Source organism: Synechococcus sp. Nb3U1, from assembly GCF_021533835.1.
Classification (GTDB): domain Bacteria; phylum Cyanobacteriota; class Cyanobacteriia; order Thermostichales; family Thermostichaceae; genus Thermostichus.
The window spans coordinates 996,367-1,021,374 of sequence record NZ_JAKFYQ010000001.1; the positions used below are offsets into that span (position 1 = coordinate 996,367).

Here is a 25,008-nt window from a genome sequence, read left to right on the forward strand (position 1 = left end):
TTTACCCGATTTACAGGGAACGGGGCTTGGGTCGGAAAGTCATGAAAGGAGCCAAGAGCACCATGCCGGGGAAGAAAAACAAGACCAAGAAAAACATCAACACCTTTTCCCAAGCACCGCCCGAGGTCCAGCGTTTGTCCACGTACAACAAAGACAACAGAGGCAGCACCAATAAGTAAAGACCCGCCAAACCGGCATAAGTCATCAAAATCAGCAGCGTGGTAGAGGTCATAGTGGGTTCGCTTCCCAAGTATTGGGTTTGTGTCAAATCCAAACTCATTGTAAAGGGATTTGTCGGCTGAGGGAGGTTTGCGACTCCACCAACCTGTCACAAGCTGGTGCTGATCGCCCCAACAGGGCAGGTGGGTATACACTGTTCGCACATAACACAGCGGTTGCGTAAAAACTCTAGTTTCCAGTCGGGAGCGGAGATCTTCAGGGCTTCCGTTGGGCAAACTCCCGTACACAATCCGCAATCCACACACCGTTCCGGGTCAATTTGAATTTCTTTGGTCCGTTCTGCTACCTCGATTCCTAAAGACTGCGCCCACTCCAGGCCCGCCTCCACCTGGTCGATATCCCCCGAAAGCTCGACCACCAGAGTGCCCACTTCATCTGGGGCCACTCGCGCCCGCATGATATTGGCGGCCACGTCGAAATCCTTGGCTAACCGATAGGTAAGGGGCACATTCACCAAGTGGCGAGGAAAAATCAGGGTGACTCGTTTGCGCACGGATCCGGAGGGTAATGACTTCTTTCAGTATGGCAAGTCCAGACTGCCCTCAGCCCAGTTGCTGACGGGAGCGGGCCACACTCATCCACAGAATCTGCCCGGTAAAGCCCAGCAGCGCCAGCGTATGGGGCCACAGCACCTCCAGCCCGATACCCTTGAGCAGGTTCCGAGCACGTCCAAGCCAGACAGTACCGCCTGAGTTTAAGGATCCCTGATTTCGCTACCGTTTACCCAGCTCTATGCAGCAGAGCTTTTGCCGCTGGATAGCCAGAGCTTGCTGGAAACCCTATTGGCCCTGACCCTCCATCATCTCTCCCCCGATCCTGGCCGACAAAACCCTGGCGGAAACTGAGCTGCCACCTGTTCAAAGATCTGCCCATTGAGAGTGCCCAAGTTGCAATGCAACACTCGTGAAAAGGTTCCATCTTTCTTTTGTTCAATGTCGGAAGCCAGCAGGGTTTTCACCTGGATCCCAGTTTGCTCATACACATATTGTCGCCCTTGATTTTCCGTTTTCTCGGCAATGGTAAAGACTTCTAAAATCTCTGCTCCGGCGTTGCGCACCGACTCGATCAAGGCCACCATCGTCCCGCCCGTGCTGATCAAATCGTCCACCAGCACCACCCGATCCCTTGCGGTCACTCCATTCAAGTACACCTGAATCGATCCTTCCGGAATATATTCATTGGTCAATGGGATCCCGATTTCTCCGGGTGCACCTGTGGGGGTCCAACGGGCCAAGGTGCGGGGCAAATTGTAGCTAAGCAAGATGTCGGAGATGATCATGGCACCCCGATCCTCTTCTCCCACCCCTAAGGTGGCTTGATGAACTTGGGTGAGGTGTAGACGGCTGAGCAGACACACGGCTGCCGAGAGCTGCGGATGCAAGGGAGGGATATTGTCGGTAATCGAAGTGGCAAAAAACTGAAAAGAACGCCCCCCCTTTCCGGTGACGCTGTAGGTGGGCCGCGCATGAAAATCGGCGATCACCCGTTGCAAGGCTTTGACAATACTCTCAGGCGACTGGACGGGATCCCTAGAGGCAGGGCTGAGCATAAGGAGGAAACTCAAGCAAGCTGAGCCTGATTTTGTGGTAGAAACCGGATCTGCGTCAACCGAGGCGCACCGACTGCCGAACAGGAACCTCTTCTTCCTTATGCAAGGTTTGGGTCAATCGGTTGATCTGAGCCTGTGCCTGCAATTGTTCGTCAATCCAGCCCGCCAGTTCTCGCATGTACAGCACCACATGCATCGCAGAGTTTCGCTGCACCTGCTCCAGGCCTTTCTCCGCCAGACGTGCCAAGATGACGGGGTCGCTCAGCTCTTCTAAGGCCGCAAAGTCTTCCGGTCGATCAAACCCCCATTCCGCCATTTTTGCAAATACATACCCCAGCCTCAAGCCCGTGACCGAGCAGCGCTGCTCCTGTTGCAGGGGATCCCGTAGGGTCAGAGCAGCCGTCCGGTAAGCGGTTTGGGCAATGCTACGCCAGGTGCCGCGATGAATGCGCAAGCTCAGTTGATCCCCGTCCCAACCCAGGGCTTCACGCACCAGTAGCCCACAGTTACAGCGGGTGCTATCCTGCCAGCGATATTCTGTATCCCAAAAGCCCCATCGCTGCGACTGGATGCGATCGGCAGTACGCCGCAGCAGGCTGGCCAATTCAGGTGTCGGGTGCATAGGCCCAGGGCTGCCAGGATCCAGCAGCAAAAACTCGATTTGAATAGCTTCAGTCTAGGCAGATCTTGGGGTGAGAACAAGACAAGGTTAATGAGACTTTGAATCCGGTTGTGAATCCACACCCCTATCTCCAGGAGGCAGGGATCCCCTTCCCTGAATTCGTTTTGTTGGTTGCCGATGCCGTTGCCAGGCCCCCCAAGCCACGCCCCCCAGCACCAAAGAAGCTCCACCCAAATACGTGCCTCCTGCGGGTAACCCCGCTAAGGCCAAGGCCAGGGATCCCACCCAGAGCGTCATGGCGTAGATCAGCAACACCGAGTGCCGTTGGGAGAGCCCGGCTTTGAGGAGGCGATGGTGCAGATGCCCCTTATCGGGATGGAAAGGAGATTGACCCCTAGATAGCCGCTTGAGGATCACCGTAGACATATCCAAAATCGGCACCGCCAAAATACAGAAGGGCAGGGCCACTGCTAGGGTTGTCACCACCTTAGCCACCCCGATCACCCCGATCCCCGCCAAGGTAAACCCCAGAAAATAGGCCCCCCCATCCCCCATAAAAATCTGGGCTGGGTTGAAGTTGTAGCGCAAAAACCCCAGGCAAGCCCCTGCCAAGGCGGCTGCAATCATCGCTGCCGAAGGACGATCCAGCAGCAAAGTCACTATCAACATCGCCACTGCCGCAATCCCCGATACCCCCGCCGCCAAGCCATCCAACCCATCCATAAAATTGATGGCATTGGCCATGCCCACCAACCAGAACAGGGTGATCAGCAGGCTCAGCCAAGCGGGAAAAAACCAGGTACCCAAGACCGGCAGACTGACAAACTCAATGCGCACCCCCACCCCCCAAGCGGCGGTGGCAACCGTGAACTGCATCAACAGGCGGGAAAAAGGGGACAGCCGAAACAGATCGTCCGCCAAGCCAATCAAAAAAAACAGAACCCCGCCAATCGTCACCCCCCAAATTTCGTACTCCTGCTCCGTGCGCAGGCCCCCAAAGGCCCCCGCCCCCCACAACAGCAGCAAAGCCACCAGATTGCCGCAAAAAATGGAGATGCCCCCTAGGCGCACCATCGGCTGTTGATGAATTTTGCGCTCATCTGGCAGATCCAATTGGCCGCTACGGATCCCTACTGCCTTGACCATGGGGGTTGCCCACAAGACCACACAGGCAGCAGCAAGAAAGGCGACCAAATAGGGCATGGTAAGCCGCAGAGATTATCCCAGGTGGGGGTAAAGGGGGAAACAACGACACAGCTGTAATACCCGCTGCCGACAAGCCGCCAATACAGCGGCATCTTCAGGGTGAAACAAACACTCGGCAATAATATCCCCAATCTGCTCAAATTCTATCGGCCCCAAGCCGCGAGTGGTCAAGGCTGGGGATCCCAAGCGCAAACCACTGGCCACGAAGGGAGACTGCGGATCAAACGGAATGGTGTTTTTGTTGGCGGTGATGTGAATCTCATCCATCAACCGATCCGCCCGCTTACCCGTCATTAAGGGATCCGCCGCCCCACCCTTTTCCAACACCGTCGAAACCGAGCGCAGATCCAGCAACATCAAATGATTGTCTGTTCCTCCTGAGACCAGACGGATCCCCCGTTTTTGCAGGGATCCCGCCAGGGCTTGGGCATTGGCGATCACCTGGGCAGAATACTCCGAAAAACCGGATTGCAAAGCCTCCCCGAAGGCCACTGCCTTGCCGGCAATCACATGTTCCAGCGGCCCCCCTTGGCTGCCCGGAAAGACTGCCTTGTCTAGCTTTTTACCCAGTTCCGGATCCCGGGTCAGGATCAAACCGCCGCGCGGCCCCCGCAGGGTTTTGTGGGTGGTGGTGGTCACCACATCGCAGAGAGGGACAGGGTTAGGATGATGGCCCGTCGCCACCAAGCCGGCAATATGGGCAATATCGGCCAACAAATAGGCTCCCACCTCATCAGCAATCGACCGGAATGCGGCAAAATCGATCACCCGAGGATAGGCAGAATAGCCGCAGATGATTAACTTGGGGCTGTGTTGTTGCGCCAGAGCACGCACCTGCTCAAAATCAATCCGCTCACTTCGGGGATCCACCCCGTAATGCACCACATTGAACCACTTGCCGGAGACATTCACCGGCGAGCCATGGGTGAGATGGCCCCCATGGGAGAGATCCATGCCCATGATCGTGTCTCCCGGCTGCAACAGGGCCAGAAAAACGGCGAAATTGGCCTGGGCTCCAGAATGGGGCTGGACGTTGGCGTGGGCAGCCCCAAACAGTTGCTTGGCCCGATCAATAGCCAGTTGTTCCATCTCGTCCACAAACTCGCAGCCGCCGTAGTAGCGCTTCCCTGGTAAGCCCTCAGCATACTTGTTGGTCAGCACGGAGCCTTGGGCGGCTAAAACCGCTGGCGAGGTGAAGTTCTCGCTGGCGATCATCTCCAGGTGATCCCGCTGTCGATTCAGCTCTTGCCCAATCAGGCCAAAAACCAGGGGGTCGGTTTCCGCCAAAATTGACAGACTGTCTCGTTGGGTTTGTAGACTTTGAGGGGCAGCTACCATGATGACGCTAGGACTGAACTTCTGAAGGGGCCTAAACCGCCACGCCATCGTAGCATGGTTGGCCCAAGCTGATGGAATGGGATCCCGATCCGGGGCCAACAGAACCTCTGTAAAGAATTTTGAGCTTTTCCTTCCGATTCAGAAGCCCCCCTCGAGGCCACGGTAAAGTGAGGGGGTTCGCCTTTGCGAAAGGGAATTCCATCGTTAGGGAGTTGGTTATGACGGACTCGCAAGTCTTCACTATTTTGGCTATTGCTTTGGTTCCTGCAGTGATGGCACTGCTTTTGGGAGCTGGCTTGGCCCGTAGCTAAGCAGGTCACCGGGATCGATGGGCTGAGTCAAGCTGCTCCTGCTGTGCTTTTTCAGGGCGCTAAGGGTGCTATCCCATCCTTCTGCAAAGCGGATTTTGCCTCAAATTTCACTCTGAATTCCTCTGGCCCACCCTGATGTGGGCTTTTTTATGGCTTTTTTATTGGGAACAAGAAGGTTTCTCAAAAATTGTTTTGTGTCAGAGCCTGACACTTTTGGAAAAATCGGCTTCAATAGGCCCTAGCTGCGCTTCCTGGCAGCAGAGGTGGCTTATCATCCCCTTACCTTCTTCCCTTCACCCGTGACACCCAAGCCTTCTTCCCGTATTCCTGCTCGCCGCGTACCCGTACGTGTAGATCCGGTTGCCGGGCCTCGGCTGAACCTAAATGTTGCTTCTATCCCTGTTGTCTCTTCCTCTCAGGGTCGAAAAACTCTTGTCCATAACCGAAGGGAAGATCTGCAACTCTTGGCGGGATCCCCTTCCTCCGGTCAGGCTGCCACCGTTCGGGCGGTTCCTGTGCGCACCCGACGCTCCCGTTCTTCTCTGCCCCCTCAGGATCCGCAGGCATGGGAAGTGGCTTGCCGTATTGGGGTCAATCTACTGTTTGCTACCGCCGCCATTAGTGGTCTGTATAGGCTCTTACCTGTGCAGTTGGCCCAGTACCATCGTCTCCAGGTTCTAGAGCGGCAAATCGAAGCCTTGGGAACGCGGGTTTCTCGGCTGCAGGAGGGTGTGGATCGGGGTATGGATCCCTTGCAGCAGGAGGCTTTGATCAAGGAACGCCTCAATAAAGTGCCAGCCAACCAAATACAAGTGCGCCTGGTGGATCCCAGCTCCTTAGTGGCTAGCGACGGCGAAGAAGCCAGTCAAACCTGGATTGGCCAATCCACAGACCCCTTTGCCCAGCCCTTAGGGGTTTTGCCGCAGTTCAAGCCTTTAGGATCAAGGCCACCTCTTTGGCAAAGTAGGTGAGGATGATGTCTGCTCCGGCGCGTTTCATGGCCAGCAGCGATTCCAGCATCACTTTCTTGCCATCGATCCATCCCTTCTGTTCGGCGGCTTTGATCATCGCGTACTCACCACTGACGTTGTAGGCGGCTACAGGTAGATCGGTTGATTCTTTAACCCGGTAGATGATGTCCAGATAGGCCAAAGCCGGTTTGACCATCAGCATATCCGCCCCTTCCACCTCGTCTAGTTCCGCTTCTTTGATCGCTTCCCGGGCGTTGGCAGGATCCATTTGATAGGTTTTTTTGTCGCCTGACTTGGGAGCAGAGCCGAGGGCATCCCGAAAGGGGCCATAAAAAGCAGAGGCATATTTGGCAGAGTAGGCGAGGATGGCCACGTCGGTATATCCCTGATCATCCAAGGCTTGGCGGATCGCCCCAATTCGCCCGTCCATCATGTCGGAGGGGGCAACGATGTCGGTTCCGGCTTCCGCTTGGGAGAGGGCTTGTTTGACCAAGACTTCTACCGTTTCATCGTTCAGGATCACCCCGTCCCGCACAATGCCATCGTGACCGTCGCTGTTGTAGGGATCCAAGGCCACATCCGTCACAACTAGGATCTCCGGGATCTCCTGCTTGATCCGCCGCACACATTGCTGGATCAGACCTTCCGGGTTGAAGCATTCTCGCCCGGTGGGATCCTTTTTCTCTTCCGGTACCACCGGGAACAGTGCTACCGCCGGGATCCCCAACTGGGCTGCTTCTTCCACTTCTTTGAGCAACAAGTCCAAACTGTAGCGAAAGCAGCCGGGCATGGACTCCACTTCTTGCCGCTGGTTCTCCCCTTCCAAGACAAACAATGGGTAAATCAAATCCTGCACCCGCAGTTGGGTTTCCTGGATCAGCTTGCGAAAAGCTTCGGTGCGCCGTAATCGGCGGGGACGATAGATCAGGTCTTGGCTCATGGAAACAGGCGGTGAAAAGCGTGTTTCCATTCTGCCATGGGGGTTGTCCGGGGCTAACTCCCCTCGCAACAGGATGCAACATCAAGCATGAACCGGAAAATGCTGGGTCAGCCACTGCTGCAACGTGTGCTTCACGGCTTCCGCTTGGCGATCGTGCAACAGATCGTGGCGAGACTCGGGACAGTTTTGGACTTGGGCGTTGGGTGCATAGCGAGCAAACTCCAGGGATCCGGCAGGGTTCACCACAATATCTCCAGAGGTGTAAAGCAGCAGTATCGGCAGGTTGAGATGATGCGCCTGGGCAATGCAGCGTCGCCCACTCCGGATCAGTTCGGCGGTAAATCTGGCCCGGGTTACCCCACAGATATAGGGATCCGCTGCAAAGGCTGCCTGTTGTTCTGGCAAAGAGGTAACCCGAGGTGGTTCGTAGCGTCCTGTGAGCGCCAGTTGAGGAGCTACACGATCCAACAGCTGCAAGAGGCGCTCGGTGAAGGGCGTGAAGTAATGATCGATGCGGAAGGCGGGAGAAAGAAGAACCAATCCTTGCACCTGTTCGGGATGGGCGAGGGCATATTCTGTTACCCAATTGGCCCCAGAACTGTAGCCACACCAAATTTGCGGGATCCTATCTTGGGGCCACACCTGCCGGGAAATCCATTCCAAATCCGCCTGATACTGGGTGAAGCGGTCGATCCAGCAGCGGATCCCACCGGAGCGACCAAACCCGCGCATATCGGGAGCCAAAACTTCCCAACCCTGGCTGGCCAAATCGGTTGCCAATTCAACAAATCCACCCGCATGATCTCCTTTGCCATGTAGGAGCAACAGTCGCCCGCGTGCTGCCGGTTGGGGCCAATGGTGCAAAAAAGCCGGGATCCCGTCCGATAAAAGCAACTGATGTGGTTGATAGGTCACTTCTGTGGGTGTTTGAGTCAGTGCTAAAGGCAACTCTCGGCCCACTTCCGGCAAGTCAAAAGGCATGGTCAAATCCAAGGCAAAAAATCAAGCCACTATTGGGTCAGCAAAACGCCACGCTCCCCATGTTCACACATCCGTTCCGACGACGTGGCTTAGGTGGCGTAATCTTCCTCTACCAACCTAAACATTTCTTAATAGATTTCTGAATAACCGCTTCTCTGGGCAGGGATCCCTCTCCAGGGTTGCTGTGTAAGGCTTATGGGTTTTGCCTCCAACAATCTGTGGGGGATTTCTAGAGTGAATGGTCCTGATCCAGAGGGATCCGGCGGCTCTGCAGGGTATGATCTTGTGAAGAAGTTTTGCGGAGCCTCAGGTTTGACGGGATCCCGTCTCTGGGCGGTTCCGCCTCTGCTTTACCATTGCTTTATCACTTTGTTCGATCAGAAACGGGTTACTGAGACTATGCTGCTACTCAAAATCTCTGTTTACGCTGTCGTGATCTTTTTTGTTGGGCTGTTTGTGTTTGGTTTCTTGAGCAATGACCCCTCTCGCAACCCCAACCGGCGGGATATGGAGTGAGGGATCCTGCATCTGTCTGCAGCTTGCGAACATCAATCCGTTCATTGGGGGGTGCCGGGTGCTGTGCATCCCCTGCCTGGCTTTAAGGGTGTCGGCGGAGTCGTTGACCAAAAAATCCATCTCGATCCTGCCGATGGGGCCAGATCAGGAGGGGATCCCCTTCAGCAGTCCAACCGGGTTGTGTTTGCAGAAAAGTCTCGATCACCTGCTCATTTTCGGCTGGGTGTAGCGTGCAGGTGGCGTAGACCAAGAGTCCTTCCGGTTTGACCCAGCGAGCGGCCACGTCCAACAGTTGAGTTTGCAACTGAGCCAGCGTTTTGATTTCGTCCGGGGTTTGTCGCCAGCGGGCATCCGTATGTCGGTGCAAAGTTCCCAATCCTGAGCAAGGGGCATCCACCAAAACGCGGTCGGCACTGTTCCAGACGGGTAAGGGGGCAGGGGGTTTTTCAACCGAGGTCAACTCCAACAGATCGACAGCAAAGGAACGAATCGCCGTCAGACCTAACCGATGGGCATTCTCCTCTAGGCGCTTAAGGCGATGGGCGTAGCGATCCAAGCCCCAAATTTCCCCTTGATCCTGCATCTGTTCGGCAATGTGGGTGGTTTTGCCCCCTGGAGCTGCACAGCAGTCGATCACCCGTTCTCCCGGTTGGGGATCTAACCAATGCACCACCTGCTGAGCACTGGCATCCTGCACGGTCCACCACCCTTGGGCAAAACCGGGTAGAGCGGTAATCTCGCCAGCATGCCCCTGTAGCCGCAAAGCGCCTGGCACCTCTGGGATAGGGGTTGTGGGGATCCCTGCTTCAGCCAAAGCCTTGCGGATCCTATCTGCAGCCGCCCGTAGAGGGTTGATCCGCAAATCCAGGTGCGGCGGTTGATTGAACCATTGGCATAACTGCTCCGTTTCTGTTGACCCCAATCGTTCCCACCACAGGCTGACCAACCAGTCGGGAAAACTGTGCAAAATCCCTAGGGCCTGAATCGGGTCTGCAGGCTGGGTATCTCGTAAAGGCTGGAGGGGATCCCTTTCAGGTTCCGGGAGGGCCTGCCGTTGATAGGCTCTTAGGATCCCATTCACCACCCCCGTTAGGGATCCCAGCCCCATCTGGCGGGCCAGTTCCACACTGGTATGAATGGCGGCACTGGCCGGGATTTGATCCAAAAAAGCCAGTTGGTATAGCCCCATCTGCAAAATCAGCCGCAGATCGGGAGGTTGTTTGTGGGCAGGACGCTGGGAAAACCGTTCGAGCAAAGCATCCAAGGTGCGGCGGCGGCGGGTAATGCCGTACACCAGTTCTGTGGCCAGATGTCGCTCTGCTGGAATGAGATCTGAACCTTGTAACAGATGCCCGAGTACCCGATCTGCATAGGCTTTTTGGCGCTCAATTTTCTGTAAAGCCAACAGGGCCAATTGACGGGCATTCATGAGCGATCCAGAAGGTTCTCCCATTATCTCCGCTGGAGAAAGGTGCCTCCCAAGCGATACTGGAAAAGCCGACCCATAGGGATCCTGCTTATGCCCGAGGCTGCATCCAAACCTGTTTTCCTGGAGGTGATCCCGGCTATCGATCTGCTTGGGGGCCAAGCGGTACGCCTCTACCAAGGGGATTATGGGCAAGCAGAACAGGTGGCTGCCGATCCGGTGCAGCAAGCCCAATATTGGGCTGAACAAGGTGCAACCCGTCTGCACGTGGTGGACTTGGATGGAGCCAAAAGCGGGGATCCCGTCAACCTGTCCATCATCGAGCGCATCGTTAACCAAGTGCCGATCCCAGTCCAAGTGGGAGGAGGGATCCGCTCCATCGAACGGGCCCAGCAGCTTATCGATTGGGGGGTAGAGCGGGTGATCGTCGGCACCCTAGCCGCAGAAGAACCGACCCTCTTGGCAGCGATGACCAAAACCCTGCCCGGTCGGATTTGGGTGGGAATCGATGCTCGTCAAGGCAAAGTCGCAACCCGTGGTTGGCTGAGCACAACCCCCTTGTTGGCCACCGATTTGGTGCGACAGGTCGGCGAACAGGGAGCCGCTGGCATTATCTACACCGACATTCACCGCGACGGCACCCTGACCGGCCCCAATCTGGAACAGTTGCAGGAGATCCTCGCCATCTCTCGGTTGCCAGTGATCGCTTCGGGAGGGATCAGCTCGCTAACGGATTTGCTCTCCCTGCTAAGCTTGTCTGGTTTGGTGGGGGCCATTCTGGGCAAAGCCCTCTACTCGGGGGCGATCCAGTTGAAGGAAGCTTTGCGGGCTGTGGGGCCGGGCCGTTGGCAGGATATTCCCCCCGAGAACGGATCCCAGTGGGCCTAGAGAGGAAGAGTTGCGGATTTTGAACGGGAAGAATGTACCCGATGGCTCAATAGCCTCGGCAAAACCTTTGCCATACTGATGAAACCTGTACGTCCCCTGTGAAGGGCTTCTTTGAACGTTTTTTAGGTTAGCCATGCTCCTTCCTTCGCTTCGCTCCGCTGTTCAGGCTCTGCAACCGGAATTGGTGACCTGGCGTCGCCACATTCATAAGTATCCAGAGCTGGGTTTTCGAGAAGAGCAAACCGCCGCTTACATCAGCCAGCGCCTGAAAAGCTGGGGGATCCCCCACAAAACGGGCATTGCCCACACCGGCATTTTGGCCACCATCGAAGGGGAACAGCCGGGGCCAACCTTGGCGCTGCGGGCAGACATGGATGCTCTCCCGATTGAAGAGGCGAACGAAGTAGAGTACCGTTCCTGTCTGCCCAACACCATGCACGCCTGCGGACACGACGGCCATACCGCCATTGCCATGGGTGCTGCCAAGCTGCTGCAACAGCACCGCCAACACCTGAAGGGCAGGGTTAAGGTTATTTTTCAACCTGCCGAAGAAGGCCCCGGAGGAGCTAAGCCGATGCTGGAAGCTGGGGTACTGAAAAATCCCGATGTGGAGGGGATCCTCGGCCTGCACCTGTGGAACAATCGACCGCTGGGTAGCATTGGCGTCAAAAGTGGCCCCTCGATGGCCTTTGCGGATCGCTTTCAAATTCAGGTGATTGGGCGGGGGGGGCATGCTGCCATTCCCCATCAGACGGTGGATGCGATTGTGGTGGGATCCCAGATTGTTTCGGCACTGCAAACCATTGTCTCCCGCAGCGTGGATCCAATGTTGCCAGCAGTGGTCACGGTGGGCCGCTTCCGGGCGGGAGATGCCTTTAATGTCATTGCCCCGAGCGCAGAAATTTGGGGCACCGTGCGCAGTTTTCACCCTGAAGTGGCGGAGTTGATCCCCCGGCGCATCGAAGAAATAGTCGCCGGTGTTTGCCAAGCCTACGGAGCGACCTACGAGTTTCAGTTTGAGCGGCGCTATCCTGCGGTTCACAACGATCCGGCCATGGCGGCACTGGTTGAGAAATCTGTCCGTCAAATCTTTGGCCCGGAGGCGATGATCATTCCCGAAATGACTATGGGCGGAGAAGATGTCTCCTTCTTTATGAACGAGGTACCTGGCTGCTACTTTTTTGTCGGCTCCGCCAATTCTGAGAAAGGTCTAGACTACCCCCATCATCACCCCCGCTTCGACTTCGATGAATCCGCCCTCGGCATTGGAGTCGAGCTGTTCCTACGCTGCATTGAGAACTACACAGGGCAAGCCTTGAAGTGACAACTTGCTCAAGCAACCTGGCTCATTGAAGCGTTAGAAACTGCCCGCTCTTTAGCAGGTGGTAGTTCATGAACACCTCCGAGAAACCCCATCCCCTTGTGGGTGGGGTTGTTGACATTGAGTCTGATTCTTGTTTCAGCATCGCTGGGGAGAAACCGTTAGGGTATGGAGGCAGGGATTTTCGGGATCCCGTCTGATCTTCATTTGAGGAGACCCATTATGTCCACCAGTACCCTTGTCCGTTGTGCCTGTGAACATTGCAACTGTAGCTTTGACAGTAGCCAAGGCTTTACCTACGAAGGGAAACTCTATTGCAGTGAAGCCTGCGCTACCCACAATCATGAGCACCCTTCCGATTGCTGTGGGGCTTCCCATTGCTGTCAGTGAGGTGCTAGCTCTGGGGCGGTTCAAGTGATGGGATCCTAAGGACTCCCTCCCACTGACGCGATTAGGCAGTTTTTGATAGGCTCCTGAGAAGGTCTATCTCTGCAGGCCAGACTGTGGCCTGCTTTCTTCTGCATGAACTACCGCTGGGAGCTGCTGCCCACTCCTCCCCAATTCAGCTTGGAGCTGAGCCGCGAATATGGCAAGTATGCCGCTAAGTTACTGGCTTTGCGGGGGCTGCACACCTGGGAGCAAGTGCAGGCTTTCCTAGATCCTGACCACTACATCCCCACCCCAGCGGGATCCCTGCCGGATCTGGAGCGGGCGGTGAAGCGGCTTTTACGGGCGCTGGAGTTGGGGGAGAAGATCTGGATTTGGGGAGATTTTGATTGTGACGGTGTAACCAGCACTACTCTGTTGCTCTCGGCGCTGCGACCGCTCGGGTTTCAGGTGCAGTTCACCCTGCCGCTACGCAGTGGAGAAGGCCACGGACTGAACCGGCCACGGCTAGAACAGGTCTTGGCTCAAGGCTGCCAGGTGCTGGTGACGGTAGATTGTGGGGTGGGCAATGCCGCCGAAATCGCTATAGCCCAAGCCCAGGGGGTGGATGTGATTGTGACGGATCACCATACGCTGCCGGATCCGCTGCCAGCAGCCCATGCGGTGGTGAACCCTCTACGCTTGCCTGCCGAGCATCCGTTGCGCTTTTTGCCGGGGGTGGGGGTGGCCTACAAGTTGGCAGAAGCTCTGTATGCGGCGCTCGGGATCCCGGATGTGGAGCAGCATCTGGATTTGGTAGCGGTGGGGATCGTGGCGGATGTAGCGGTGCTGCAGCGGGAGTGTCGGTACTTGGTGCAGCGAGGCCTGCCGATTTTGGCCAATACCCAACGGTTGGGGCTGCGGGCTTTGCTGGAGCAGGAGATGAGCCGGGCCAAGCGGGAGCTTTCTGCTCAGGATATTGGCTTTCGCCTTGCTCCGAAGTTGAATGCGATCGGGCGCTTGGAGGATGCCAGCCTAGCGGTGGAGCTGTTGACCACAACGGATGGGGTGCGAGCCCAAGAGCTGGTGCAGCTTTTCATGGCCACCAACGAGGAGCGCAAACACCTCACCCAGCAGGTGGTGCAGGAGGCCAGCCAGCAGGTGGACAGTCTGGATTTGACGCAGGAGCGGGCGATTGTCTTGGCGGGATCCGGCTGGAGCCAGGGGGTGGTGGGCATTGCGGCGGGGCGGTTGGCGGAGCAGTATGGCTGTCCGACGGTGTTGATCGCCAAGGATGAAGCTGTGGGGCGGGGCTATGGCTCGGGCCGTTCCATCCCGGGGGTGAGCTTGGTGGAGGCAATCGAGGCGGTGCGGCCGCTGCTGTTGGGGGGAGGTGGACACCCGATGGCGGCAGGGATCCAGGTGGAACTGTCCTGTCTACCGACTTTGCAACTGGCTCTGCGACGGGAATTGGCGGCTCGGGTCAGCCCGGATCAACACACCCGTGCTCTGAGCCTAGAGATTGTCATTGATCTAGCCCTGCTGGAGTCCCAAGGCCGGGATCCGGTGGCAGAATTGGACGATTTGTACCAGCAACTCCAGCTTCTACAGCCCTTTGGGCATGGCAACCCTCTCCCGACGGTAGCGCTAATGAATTTTCGCCCCAGCCGTTCCAACCCGAAAGCCTCCAAAAATGGCCAGCACCTCAGCTTTCAACTGACCGGCGCTCAGGGATCCCGTACCCTGTGGTTCTGGCGCGAGGGGGAACAACTGGCCACCCTGGCTCAGCTCCGTGCTTTGGATCTCGCCCTACACCTGGAGGCTAGCGACTGGGATCCTCACCCTTGGCAGGGGAAAGTCTTGGCGGTGCGGCCCTCCAGCGATTGGCATATTCCAGTATCCACCTCCAAAAGCCTACAGGTGGAGGATCGGCGACAAAGCTCTTCGCCCGAACTCCTGCCTGTGAGCGCTGCCAGCCGCTACGACGGGAGGATGATCCCACCTCCCTCCCCAGAGCTTCTCTTGACTCGCTGGCCTTGGCTACCGGCAGACCTGGCACAGCTGCTGCAACAGGTACAACCGCAAAAGTTGATCTTGGCAGCAACTGGCCATCGTTGGGAGCAGCTTCCCACTCAAGTCACCCGACTGATGCAACTGTGGCAATCCGGGCAACGGGATCCCCAGCACCTGTCGGAGGCAACAGGTTTGCCGACCGAGTGGCTGGTAGACCTATCTGGCTCCGACCTCTCCAGGGAGATCGTTCCCCTCCTGATGGCCTGCATTCAAGAATCCCAAGCCTTTCACCGTTGGTTAGACGAAGCTAGCCCCACAGCCATTCGCCAACTGTGTCAGCGGCTGTTGCGACCGGATCCTCCCCTGGCAACCATCGGATCAGAGCAGGGATCGGGATCCCTCTCCCAGCAACCATTCACAGGAGAGAATGGTCAAAAAACATAGGAAATACCCCAAAAAACCCCGGCTAACCGCTGGAACAGGGATCCCTTTTGAGTACCCTAGACACAAGCCCTAACTATGGCTTAGTTTGCATCCCAGAATAGTTCCAGAATAGCTTTGGATCCCTATGGATCAAACCCATTTTTTGGACACCCTTTTGTCGTTGTTCTCGTCAAGTACCTAGAGTCCTTTAGAGTCTTCAGTGATCCCGGTTCGCCTCACCCTACAAGATTTTCTCTGCTATCCTCGAGCGGTTTTGGATTTGAGTGGGATCCATACCGCCTGTATTTGTGGCCCCAATGGTGCGGGAAAATCTGCCCTCCTCGATGCCCTTACCTGGGGCATTTGGGGGCAAAGTCGAGCCAGCAACGACAGCGATTTGATTCGCAAAGGAGCCAGCCAAACCCAAGTGGAGGTGATCTACCTCTCCCGTGGACAAACCTACCGCATCTTGCGCAGCCGCCATCTTTCCGGTCAGGGATCCCTGGAGTGGCAAATTCAAACCCTTGAAGGGAGCTGCAAAACCCGCTGGCGTACTCTAACCCGGCGCGGTATGCGCGCTACCCAGCAGGCGATCCAAAGTCAGCTCAGCCTCAACTACGACACCTTTATTCATTCCGCCTACCTGCGCCAAGGGCAAGCGGATGCCTTTACCCTGAAGCGCCCCGGCGAACGCAAGCAAATCTTGGCGGAAATGCTGAAACTGGGGCAATACGACCCTCTAGCAGAGCGTTGTCGAGAACAGATGCGCGGGGCAAAACTAAAGGCTGATCTGCTACAGGAACATCTGCACAAGCTCGACCAACAGCAAGCCCAAGCAGAGCAAATTCAAGCGGAATTGACCCAGTTGCAACATCAGCAAGCTTACCTGCAGCAGTTACAAACCCAGCAGCAGCAGGAACTGCAAACCCTAGAACACCGCTGCGAACAGCGGCGCACCCTCCAGGATCGCCATCAGCACCTCACCCAACACCTGCACAAGCTCAGCGCCACCCTGCAACACACCGAGCAACAGTGGCGAACCCAGCGGCAACACGTGCTGGAACTCGAAAGTCTGCTTGCCCAGAGAGAGTCGATTCTGGCAGGCTACGAACACTATCAAATTCTGATAGCCCAAGATCGGCATCTCAACCACCTCTTCGAGCAACAGCAGCACCTGCTCGAAGAACGACAAAGGCTACAGGCCCAACAGGCCGAGCACCAGCAGCAACACCTACACACTCTCCAGCGCTTACAACAGGAACTGGCCAACCGACAAGCCCAAGCCCAGGCGGATGCCCAACTGCTGGCAGAACAAGACCGCATTGAAACCGCGCTGCAAAACTACCACTCCGCTCAGGAGCGTCTACAGACCCTAAGCCAACACCAGCAACAGGCGGCCACCCTGCTGGAACAACAACGACAGTATCAGGAGCAGATCCACCGGGAACAAGAGCGCCTACAGGCCCGCGCCCAACTGCTGAGGCAACAGCTACAAGCGCAACATACCCAGGCCCAACGACAACAGCAGATCCAGCAGGCCCTGGCTGCCGGGGAAGCCAAACTGGCACAACTGGAACGGCGACGACTCTATCAGCAGCGGGTACTGGAAAAAGGACAAGAACGGCGACTGTTTGTACAGCAGCTACAAGAACGTCAACGGGCTCTCCAGCAACAGTGGCAACAGGAAGAGGAGCGATGTTGGCTACTTCAGGATCCCCTAGCTCTGGGGCAGGATTCTGCCGCCCATGTCTTGGCAGGGGTTAGTGCTGTTGTTGAACCCGAAACCGAAAGGGATCCCGACGGTGAACCGGCCTCTGAATTTCCTCTCCCTCAGGGATCCGCCACCGAGCGCGCCAGCGGGACGGGATCGGGAGGAGCCTCTCCCTCCATCTGCCCTCTGTGTACACGCCCCCTTAGCCCCCGCTTGCGAGATGTGGTGCTGAAAAAACACCGGGATCACCAGGAGGACATTGCCGGAGAACTGTTTGTCATCCGCGAACAACTGGCAGTTGCTGACCGAGAAATTGAACTGTTGCGGGAGGAGTACCGCCTCCTTAGCCAAGAACTAGCCACGGCAGATGAGTGCTTACAAGCCCAGGGACGTTTGCAACAGCAATGGCAGGTAGAACAGGAGCGCCATCGGCAAATGGAGGCTTGGCAAGCGGAACTAGCCGAATTGGAACAGATCCTGGCCAACAAGTCCTACGCAGAAACCGCCCACCAGCACTTACAAACTGTTGAACAAGCCTTACAGCAGTTGGGCTACGATGACCGCGAATACGCCCTGCAACGGGGGGAAGTGGAGCGCTGGCGCTGGGCGCTAGGTCGTTCTCATGACTTGCGCAAAGCACAGGAGCGCCATCCTCACCTGAGTGAGCAGATTCGAGCCCTACAGGCACAACTGGAAACCCTACAACAGACGGGATCCCCTACCTCAGCTGTCGCCGAACGGTTAGCCCAGATCGAGCAAGCCCTCAACCATCTCGGCTACGACGGAGTTTTGCATCAGCGCCTCAAGGCAGAACTGACCCAAGCACAAATGTGGCCCGCCCGCCTACAGGCCTTGGAACTGGCCTGTCAGGAGCTGCCGGAAGCTGAAGCCCGCAGCCAAGCTCTATCCCAACGGCTCCAGGAAAGCCGTCAACATTTTGCCCAAGTCACCCAAGAGCTAGAACAGATTCATCAACAGTTGGCGGAGTATCCCAGTGTTTCTGAAGCTCACCGACAAGGGATCCGCCGCGCGATTCAGGAGCACCGCCAGCAACTCGACCAGGTACTTTCTCAACTGGGGGCCACCCAACAACGGCTGGAGCAGGTGGCACAACGGGAAACGGAGCGCGTGGAGATTGAGCAACAACTGCAACAGGCCCGCCGCCAGCAACAGGTGTACCAAGAGCTGGCCAACGCCTATGGGCGCAATGGCATCCCCGCTTTAATCATCGAAAATGTGCTACCGGAACTGGAAGCCCAAGCCAACCAGATCCTGTCTCGCCTCACCCAGCACCGCCTGCACCTGCAATTCATCACCCAGCGCTCCGGGCGCCGGTCAACCAAGTTGATCGATACCCTCGATATTCTGATTGCGGATCCCCACGGCACCCGCCCCTACGAAACTTACTCCGGTGGAGAAGCCTTTCGCATCAACTTTGCTATTCGTCTGGCCCTCTCTCGCCTGCTCACCCAGCGCTCCGGATCCGATTTGCAAACGCTGTTGATTGATGAGGGGTTTGGATCCCAGGATGCCAGCGGACGGGCCCAACTTTTGGCCGCCATCAATGCCGTGGCCCCCGAATTTGCCTGCATTTTGGTGATCACCCACATCCCCAGCTTGCAGGATGCCTTTTCCCATCGCATCGAGGTACACCCTTCCCCGCAGGGATCCCGTTTACAGATTCGCGGTTAACGGGCTCGGCACCTGGTTGATGCGCTTAAAATCAGAGTCATCCTAGCGATCTTCGTTCTTTCGTTTTTTCGTAGACGACACCATGTTGCGAGGGTTAGAGCAAACCTTGAGGAGCTTTGGCAGCCATCCGCTTTGGGCTGAACTGAAGCAAATGCAAACTTTGCGACAACTCTGGCCTGAAGTGGTAGGAGAGGTTGTTGCGGCTCAAACCTACCCCCTCAGCGTGCGACGGCAGGTACTCCAGGTAGCCACCTCAAACCCGGCCTGGGCGCAAAATCTAGCCTTTCAACGGCACTTGATCCTCAAAAAACTGAACAGCCACCTTCATACTCCCCTCATCAGCGATATTCGCTTTAGCCCCGGCGCTTGGCACGAGGGATCCGGCCCAACTCCCCACCTTCATCCCGATGCAGAACTAACCGGCAAGTTTTATGGTGTTTCCCGCCTTGCCAAGCAAGATCGTCAACCCCTCCCTTCAAGATCCAAATCTTCAGAGCAACAGCCGCCACTGGATGCCAAAACCGCCTTTGAGCGCTGGGTGCGAGTGGTGAAACAACAGCAAACGCAGCAGAATATGTTCCCCTGCCCCACCTGTCACTGCCCTACCCCTGCCGCTGAATTGGAGCGTTGGTTTGTCTGCGGGTTTTGTCATCGGCAATCGGTACGCCCACAGCGGTGAGCTTGGGCTCCCTAAAGCATTCCCAATTGATCGGGTTAATCGTTCATGGCGCGATAGGTAGCTACCGAAGAGGGCGATACCCGATTCAAATAGCGGAAGATCCAGTACTTAAACACTGTATCCAGGAAAACTGGGAAAGTTGCAATAAATCCATAGATCAAATCTCGGTTTTCCGGCACCCCTAAGTGAGTGGCTAAATTGCTCAGGAGTACCTCCCAGCCATGAGGGGAGTGGTAACCCACAAACACATCCGTAAAGAGAATGATAATAAAAGCCTTGGCACTGTCACTCAGGCCATAGATAAGGCGATCCAAAAAGGATTTGAGCACTTCGATTTCTTCTCGCCCAATGAAAATGAGCCAGCCAAACACCATCAGCGACAACAGATCAGCCAGGATGTTTTTCAGACCCTCTGAGTTCTTACGGCTGTATTTCTGTAACAGTTCTTCTGCTTTGGCAGAAAGCTGATCTTCAGCTTCTAAGTCCAGTTCTGGAGATTGATGGTGCAGGACTCGCTCAAATTCAATTCTCTCCTTAAAAAACTCGAATTCTGACAGAGCTTTTTCCTGAAATTCAGTGCTGAGGGTGATAGCAGTGGGATCCTGGTATTGGAGGTGATCGACCAATGGCCCAAATAGAAAGTTTTTCGACAGAATTTGTGTCAGCAAAGGCAAGATCGCCAGTAACAACAAAAACCGTACCGACACCAACGTGCGGGTGCGGGCGTTGCGGTAATCACGAACCAGTTCTTCTTCGGCTTGAGAACTCAGCTCACGGCGGATCTGGCTAGCGGTGCGCAGAATGGAGCGGGGCAGGATCCCCATTTTGGAAGCAACAGGGGCGTTGCCATTACTTGGACTTGCTTTGACTAATTCGTCAGAGGAACTGGGTTGGGTCGGGTCAGGTTGTTTTGGCTGCTCGGAAGGCTGAGGCGGGGCAGAGATGGATTTGGGTTTGCCGGGGGAACGTTTGTAGCGGGAGGTCACCTGGTCGATAAACTGCAATTTTTCCAGAATAGAAGGATCCTGGCTTTGGCGACCGTTTTCAGGACTTTTGCCGTTGCTCTCGGGGGCGCTTGTGTTGGGGGGATGGAGTTCTTTGTCCTGATCTTGGGCATCTTGGACAGAAGAGGTGGTGGTGCCGCTTCCATTTCGATTGGGATCCGGCAGGCGCGAAAAGGTGCTACTGGCTCGAAATTCCGCTAGGCGCAGCTCAATCTGGCTGAGTTGTTGTCGCAGTTGAATTTGAAAGTAGCGACTGACATTTTGGCCATATTCCCCATCACCACCGATGGATCCCCCGTGGAAGTGTTGATCTTCGATGGCTTTGATGCGAAGGGCGGCCTCGTAGGCTTGCTCAAGAGAGCGCAGGGGCGTATTTGAGATCCATTGGCCTAGTCTGCTAAAGACGGACTCTCCCATTGCCTATTCCTGTGGCGCTTCCCCTACGGGCCGATCCACCCACCTTTCTTGACTATTGTAACGACTTCTTTGGGCCTGAGCAGGGATCCCCATCCAGAAGGGCCTCAGTCCAAGCAGATCCTGCCCTGTCAGGTTGAGAAAGGTTCTCTCTGGGTCTAGTTGGGTAAGAGCCAGTTCAAATAGGCAGCAATCTGGCGAGGCAGTTGGGCGGCGTTGAAGGGCTTAGAGATCAACCCAGCTACGTTCAAGTCGGAATAGTTGGCTTGGTCGGAGCCTCTTACTTTGGCGGTGAGCAAAATTACTGGAATTTGTTCAGTTTGCGGATCCTCCTGTAGCTTTCGCAGCGTTTCTAAGCCATTCATACCCGGCATCATCACATCCAGCAAAATGACATCGGGCTGCTCAGTGAGGGCGATGCGGATCCCGGCTGGGCCGTCGTAGGCCACCAAAACCTGCCAATTTACGAAGGCCGTGATCGTAATTTGAACCATGCGGACAATATCCGGTTCATCGTCGATCAAGAGGACTCGTTTTGAGCACATAGGTAGACTGTCTAGAGTGCATTAGGCTACACCACTTCAGCCCAAGAATCAGGCTTCAGTACAGAGTAACTCTTAAAGACGCTTGAAAGGACACTCTTTCCCAAAGACTAGCTTTGTCTTGGCTCTATCTGCTCATTATCCAAAAGGGTAAAGATTTGCTGTCTAAATTCAGAAGGGCTAATGCGGCTTTTGGTATAGATATACCGGGTTGTGGGTTGAAGCTGTTGCAGTTCTTGCTCAGAAAGGTCTCGAGCTGTGTACACCACCAAGATGGGTAGTGTCGGGCTTTTCAAGCCATTCAGCCAGGCCACCAGTTGAAAACCATCTCTGTGGGGTAAACCCAGATCAAGAATGACCAAGTCTGGTAACTGCTGCTGACAGGAGGCAATAGCAGAGACAATAGACTGAGTCGTCTCAATCTGGAGGTTATTCCGCTGGAGCAGTAAGGCCAAAACCCGGAGTAAGTCAGGATCGTCTTCAATAATCAGGAGAGTTTGAGTATGCAAGAGAAAACCACCCTAAGAGCGAGTATCCGTATGCATGTATTATAAATTACTCAGTCTGCCTCTAAGGAGAGGGAAATTACAGAGAAATTATGATTCATTATCTGGGATCACGTAAGGGTAAAGCAATGTAAAAAATATTGCCCTCTCCTAAGCGGCTTTCCGCCCAAATCCGACCTTGATGTTGCTGGACGATTTGCCGACAGATGGCCAAGCCCAACCCAGTTCCGCCTTTCTTGCGGGAGTCCGAGGCATCCACCTGTTGAAAGCGCTCAAAAATCAGCTCCAGTTTATCAGCAGGGATCCCTGGGCCTTGATTTCGAACAGCGATCAGGAGGGTGTCTTGTTGAGGTTGAGCGGAAATGTGGATGCTGCTGTGGGGGGGCGAAAACTTGATCGCGTTGCTGAGCAAATTGGTGAGCACCTGCACGATTAAGTCGGGATCCGCCCAAAAGGTACAGTCTGTAAGAGTCTGTTGAATTTGAATCTGCGCCTGCTCGGCCAAAGGTTGCATTGTGGCACAGGCTTGGGCCACAAGCTCAGCACACCGGCACGGTTGCCTGTCGAGAGGCAGGTCGGGGTTATTTAAGCGTTCTAAATCGAGGATGTCGTTGACCAGTCGGATCAGGCGGGTGATGTTTTGTTCGGCGATGTGTAAAAGCTCTTGCCCCATCGGTTGCAGGGATCCAAAAATACCCGTATTCAACGTGGTCAGGGATCCGTGAATGGCGGTGAGGGGAGTGCGCAATTCATGGCTGACGACGGAGATAAACTCATCTTTGAGTCGATCCAACTCTTTCTGATAGCTAATATCCCGAATAATCCAGGAGGTGCCACAGGGATCCCCTCTGACACTCTTCAAAATAGAGATGGTCACGAAGACATCTATTAAGCGGCCTTCCTTAGATCGGTGTTGGCTGATAAAAGAGTCTTCTGGAGGGAAGCCATGTTCTAGTATTAGGATATCTCGAATGTTGATCCCTATGACCTCCTCAGCAAGGTATCCATAAGTACGTTCTGCCCCCTCATTCCATGTCAGGATTACGCCTTTCAAATCGGTGCTAACAATAGCATCAATAGAAGAATGGACAATAGACGCCAGAAGTTCCAGTTGTAACTCTGTATGTTTACGATCGGTAATATCAATGCAAGCCCCAAGAAGTCTCCTGACTTGTCCAGAGTCATCGCTGTCAAGTTTTCCTCGGAAAAGGAGCCAGCGCAATTCACCATCAGGCCGAATATAGGGGTATTCTGAATCAGGGTAGTGTCCTGTTGATAAAGCCTTTTCAATGTTGTCTTGGCACTCCTTCTGAGCCGAAGGAAGAATGCGATTAAAAATTAGCTCTCTAATGGGATAAGGTGCCACCACCTGACCTTGAGGATCCAAAACATGACCATGTTCATCGCTGACAAAACCTAAAATGTGATATTGCTCCGGTGACCACCACATTTTACTGGTAATCAAATCTGCTTCCCAGACCCCCATATTTCCCCCTTTGAGGGCTATTTCCAGTTGGGAACGAGCTTGAACAAGGTTCGCTTCAGCTCGTCGTTGCTCGGTAATATCAACATGCACTCCCAAGGATCCGATGATTTGGTCTTCTTGACGGATGGGAGCACCTATAAACAGAAGATGTTTCTCCTCTTCATCGCAACATACTTTCTTTTCTCTTTTAATGAATTCTCCAGTTTTAATCTTGGCCACAGTGTCCTGCCAGTCTAAGATGTCTTCCTCAGAAAGATTCATATCTTCAATCCGTTGACCAAGACAATTTCCATATTGTTCTTGATCAGACTTACTTTGATAAATTAAAATATCTTTGCTATCTCGAGCCCAAAACTGAAAAGGCAGATTATCAATGAGTGCTTTGAGGCGGGCTTCACTGATTCGCAATGCCTGTAATCTAGCCTGCTGCTCGGCTTCTTGTTGTTTTTCTTGAGTGATATCTTTATTGATGCCAAAAACTTGAATTCTTTTGCCTTGGTAATTTTTTATAGTTTGAATAAAGGAGCGAATCCACCGTATTTCACCATTAGGCCTAATGATACGAAATTCCCGTTGGAAAGGACGGGATTCCTCCTCTTGAAGCCAATCAAATTTTTCAAATAAATGAAGATCTTCTGGATGAACTCGATTCAGAAAAGTCTGGCGGGTGGGCTGAGGAACCTGTTCCGGGTTGAGTCCTAGTTGGCGATAAACTTCTGCAGACCACTGTTGTCGTTCCGGATCGGTGCATAGATCCCGTTGCCAAGTGCCCATCTCCCCTGCGGCTAGGACAAGATTCAATTTTGCCTCCCGTTCTCGAAAGCTATTTTGCACCCTCAAGCTCATGGCCATGATGGCCTCTGCCAGGGGAGCCAATTCTGAGAAATGAGTGGGAAGAGGATCAGATGAAAAATGGCCTTGCTCGATTTGCTGAATTCTTTGGGTCAGCAACTTCAAGGCCCGGTCTATACAGCGATAAATCAGCAGCCCTCCGCCTACTCCAATGGCCAAAATCAGGCCCAGAACGCTGAACATGGGGGTGAGCGGCTGCGATAGGGTATCTTCTGTTCCTGACCACAGGACAAAGCTGTATCCACCCAGTCCAATCTGCAACGCTAGGGGAATCACTAACACCCAGCGTAAGGGGATTTTCAGATAAGGTTTGAGATGTTCCTGCACGACCAGTGTTGGCTAAGGGATCCTGTTCATTTTGCCGCAGTTTTCCACCAAGGTTCAGATGAAATTGAGATCTTGCCCGCAATTCTCAGGGATCGGAATCGGCAAGAATTAGGGTTGAAACCTGAGCAGAATCTGTGAACAAGGGGGTTTTCCCCAACCCAATGATGTGCAATCGTTGTGGTGGATCCATGTTGGCGAGGGTGGCAATGTGGCTGACAAAGCGATAGGCGGGATCCCGTTGTAGGGCAGACGGCAGCGGCGTGACTTCTGCAAGGGGTAAATCGATCAGAGCGGGCATGATCTGAAGGGGCAGGGCACAGGGCTCTCCTTGCGCCGTTTGAATCAAAATCAGGAATGGATCCTGCAGAGGGTGAGCAGTCTGACGGTTGCTGAGCAAATGGGCCAGATCCACCACCAAAAGGGTTTGGCTGGACAGGCCGGTGCGCAATTCCAACAGACCCACCCCCTCGGAGTTGATCTGGATCCCGTCTGGGCAGTGGGAAACCTTCAAGATCATGCTAAGGGGCAACCCCAGCAGCCGCTCTTGCACATAGAAAATCATCAGCCGTAGCGTTTGAGCCGCTTCAGTTTCACGGCTGAGTAAAGACCGTTTTGGCCTGCCAGAGGTTGGAAAGGCAGGGGTTTGGGGGTGGGTGAAAGGCATCGTGTTCATTCTGGTCATGT

General features: G+C 54.9%; 24 protein-coding genes. 10 read left to right on the plus strand and 14 right to left on the minus strand.

What is annotated here, in order from left to right:
* Positions 1-10: 10 nt before the first annotated feature.
* Together ndhL and L1047_RS04550 are read right to left on the minus strand one after the other, a co-directional pair.
* On the minus strand, positions 11-232 hold the full coding sequence (ndhL, locus tag L1047_RS04545) for an NAD(P)H-quinone oxidoreductase subunit L (RefSeq protein WP_235277650.1): 222 nt from the start codon (positions 230-232) through the stop codon (positions 11-13).
* Positions 233-328: 96 nt separating this feature from the next.
* The gene (locus L1047_RS04550) at positions 329-733 is read right to left on the minus strand and encodes an NIL domain-containing protein (RefSeq protein ID WP_235277651.1); all 405 of its coding nucleotides are present in this window, start codon (positions 731-733) and stop codon (positions 329-331) included.
* Between L1047_RS04550 and L1047_RS04555 the strand changes: the two genes are divergently transcribed.
* Positions 717-932: a hypothetical protein gene (locus tag L1047_RS04555; protein WP_235277652.1), complete on the plus strand. Its 216-nt coding sequence runs from the start codon at positions 717-719 to the stop codon at positions 930-932. The genes L1047_RS04550 and L1047_RS04555 overlap by 17 nt on opposite strands.
* 107 nt (positions 933-1,039) lie before the next feature.
* On the opposite strand, the gene L1047_RS04560 is transcribed toward L1047_RS04555, so the two are convergent.
* The 4 genes from L1047_RS04560 to glyA all read right to left on the minus strand — a co-directional run bounded on the left by L1047_RS04560 (position 1,040) and on the right by glyA (position 4,955).
* The gene (locus L1047_RS04560) at positions 1,040-1,804 is read right to left on the minus strand and encodes a phosphoribosyltransferase family protein (RefSeq protein ID WP_235277653.1); all 765 of its coding nucleotides are present in this window, start codon (positions 1,802-1,804) and stop codon (positions 1,040-1,042) included.
* A gap of 40 nt (positions 1,805-1,844) precedes the next feature.
* The gene (locus tag L1047_RS04565; RefSeq protein ID WP_235277654.1) at positions 1,845-2,411 is read right to left on the minus strand and encodes a hypothetical protein; all 567 of its coding nucleotides are present in this window, start codon (positions 2,409-2,411) and stop codon (positions 1,845-1,847) included.
* Positions 2,412-2,498: 87 nt separating this feature from the next.
* The gene (locus L1047_RS04570; protein ID WP_235277655.1) at positions 2,499-3,614 is read right to left on the minus strand and encodes an MraY family glycosyltransferase; all 1,116 of its coding nucleotides are present in this window, start codon (positions 3,612-3,614) and stop codon (positions 2,499-2,501) included.
* Positions 3,615-3,629: 15 nt separating this feature from the next.
* Complete coding sequence (gene glyA, locus L1047_RS04575) at positions 3,630-4,955, minus strand: serine hydroxymethyltransferase (RefSeq protein WP_235277657.1); 1,326 nt, start codon at positions 4,953-4,955, stop codon at positions 3,630-3,632.
* Positions 4,956-5,173: 218 nt separating this feature from the next.
* Between glyA and psaM the strand changes: the two genes are divergently transcribed.
* Positions 5,174-5,266, plus strand: a complete 93-nt coding sequence (gene psaM / locus L1047_RS04580; RefSeq protein ID WP_235277659.1) for a photosystem I reaction center subunit XII — start codon at positions 5,174-5,176, stop codon at positions 5,264-5,266.
* Positions 5,267-5,730: 464 nt separating this feature from the next.
* The gene (locus L1047_RS04585) at positions 5,731-6,237 is read left to right on the plus strand and encodes a hypothetical protein (protein ID WP_235277660.1); all 507 of its coding nucleotides are present in this window, start codon (positions 5,731-5,733) and stop codon (positions 6,235-6,237) included.
* Here L1047_RS04585 and hemB read toward each other — a convergent pair.
* Positions 6,194-7,177, minus strand: a complete 984-nt coding sequence (hemB, locus tag L1047_RS04590) for a porphobilinogen synthase (protein WP_235278861.1) — start codon at positions 7,175-7,177, stop codon at positions 6,194-6,196. The two genes, L1047_RS04585 and hemB, sit on opposite strands and share 44 nt — an antisense overlap.
* An 81-nt stretch (positions 7,178-7,258) precedes the next feature.
* The gene (locus L1047_RS04595; protein ID WP_235277661.1) at positions 7,259-8,158 is read right to left on the minus strand and encodes an alpha/beta hydrolase; all 900 of its coding nucleotides are present in this window, start codon (positions 8,156-8,158) and stop codon (positions 7,259-7,261) included.
* Positions 8,159-8,557: 399 nt separating this feature from the next.
* On the opposite strand from L1047_RS04595, the gene L1047_RS04600 reads away from it, so the two are divergent.
* On the plus strand, positions 8,558-8,674 hold the full coding sequence (locus L1047_RS04600; RefSeq protein ID WP_235278862.1) for a photosystem II reaction center protein I: 117 nt from the start codon (positions 8,558-8,560) through the stop codon (positions 8,672-8,674).
* An 82-nt stretch (positions 8,675-8,756) separates the two neighbouring features.
* Here L1047_RS04600 and L1047_RS04605 read toward each other — a convergent pair whose 3' ends face one another.
* Entirely contained in the window at positions 8,757-10,103 is a 1,347-nt protein-coding gene (locus tag L1047_RS04605) for a 16S rRNA (cytosine(967)-C(5))-methyltransferase (protein WP_235277662.1), read from the minus strand.
* A gap of 120 nt (positions 10,104-10,223) precedes the next feature.
* On the opposite strand from L1047_RS04605, the gene hisA reads away from it, so the two are divergent.
* The 6 genes from hisA to L1047_RS04635 all read left to right on the plus strand — a co-directional run bounded on the left by hisA (position 10,224) and on the right by L1047_RS04635 (position 19,193).
* The gene (gene hisA, locus L1047_RS04610) at positions 10,224-10,988 is read left to right on the plus strand and encodes a 1-(5-phosphoribosyl)-5-[(5-phosphoribosylamino)methylideneamino]imidazole-4-carboxamide isomerase (protein ID WP_235278863.1); all 765 of its coding nucleotides are present in this window, start codon (positions 10,224-10,226) and stop codon (positions 10,986-10,988) included.
* Between the two features lie 133 nt (positions 10,989-11,121).
* Positions 11,122-12,312: a M20 metallopeptidase family protein gene (locus L1047_RS04615; protein ID WP_235277663.1), complete on the plus strand. Its 1,191-nt coding sequence runs from the start codon at positions 11,122-11,124 to the stop codon at positions 12,310-12,312.
* A gap of 219 nt (positions 12,313-12,531) precedes the next feature.
* The gene (locus L1047_RS04620) at positions 12,532-12,699 is read left to right on the plus strand and encodes a metallothionein (RefSeq protein ID WP_235277664.1); all 168 of its coding nucleotides are present in this window, start codon (positions 12,532-12,534) and stop codon (positions 12,697-12,699) included.
* A gap of 132 nt (positions 12,700-12,831) precedes the next feature.
* Positions 12,832-15,132, plus strand: coding sequence for a single-stranded-DNA-specific exonuclease RecJ (gene recJ / locus L1047_RS04625; RefSeq protein ID WP_235277665.1), 2,301 nt, complete (start codon positions 12,832-12,834; stop codon positions 15,130-15,132).
* Between the two features lie 199 nt (positions 15,133-15,331).
* A complete protein-coding gene (locus tag L1047_RS16630) occupies positions 15,332-18,514 on the plus strand; it encodes an SbcC/MukB-like Walker B domain-containing protein (protein ID WP_235277666.1) in 3,183 nt (1,060 codons plus the stop codon).
* Positions 18,515-18,596: 82 nt separating this feature from the next.
* Positions 18,597-19,193, plus strand: a complete 597-nt coding sequence (locus L1047_RS04635; RefSeq protein WP_235277668.1) for a DUF721 domain-containing protein — start codon at positions 18,597-18,599, stop codon at positions 19,191-19,193.
* 35 nt (positions 19,194-19,228) lie between these two features.
* Here L1047_RS04635 and pxcA read toward each other — a convergent pair whose 3' ends face one another.
* From pxcA to L1047_RS04660, 5 genes are all read right to left on the minus strand, one after another.
* Positions 19,229-20,614: a proton extrusion protein PcxA gene (pxcA, locus tag L1047_RS04640; RefSeq protein ID WP_235277670.1), complete on the minus strand. Its 1,386-nt coding sequence runs from the start codon at positions 20,612-20,614 to the stop codon at positions 19,229-19,231.
* 155 nt (positions 20,615-20,769) lie between these two features.
* Positions 20,770-21,156, minus strand: a complete 387-nt coding sequence (locus L1047_RS04645) for a response regulator (RefSeq protein ID WP_268836136.1) — start codon at positions 21,154-21,156, stop codon at positions 20,770-20,772.
* Between the two features lie 107 nt (positions 21,157-21,263).
* Complete coding sequence (locus L1047_RS04650; RefSeq protein WP_235277673.1) at positions 21,264-21,662, minus strand: response regulator transcription factor; 399 nt, start codon at positions 21,660-21,662, stop codon at positions 21,264-21,266.
* A gap of 97 nt (positions 21,663-21,759) precedes the next feature.
* A complete protein-coding gene (locus L1047_RS04655; protein ID WP_235277675.1) occupies positions 21,760-23,919 on the minus strand; it encodes a PAS domain-containing sensor histidine kinase in 2,160 nt (719 codons plus the stop codon).
* 490 nt (positions 23,920-24,409) lie between these two features.
* Positions 24,410-25,006 carry a hypothetical protein gene (locus L1047_RS04660; RefSeq protein WP_235277676.1) on the minus strand — a complete coding sequence of 199 codons (597 nt, stop codon included), beginning with the start codon at positions 25,004-25,006 and terminating at the stop codon, positions 24,410-24,412.
* Between the last annotated feature and the right edge of the window lie 2 nt (positions 25,007-25,008).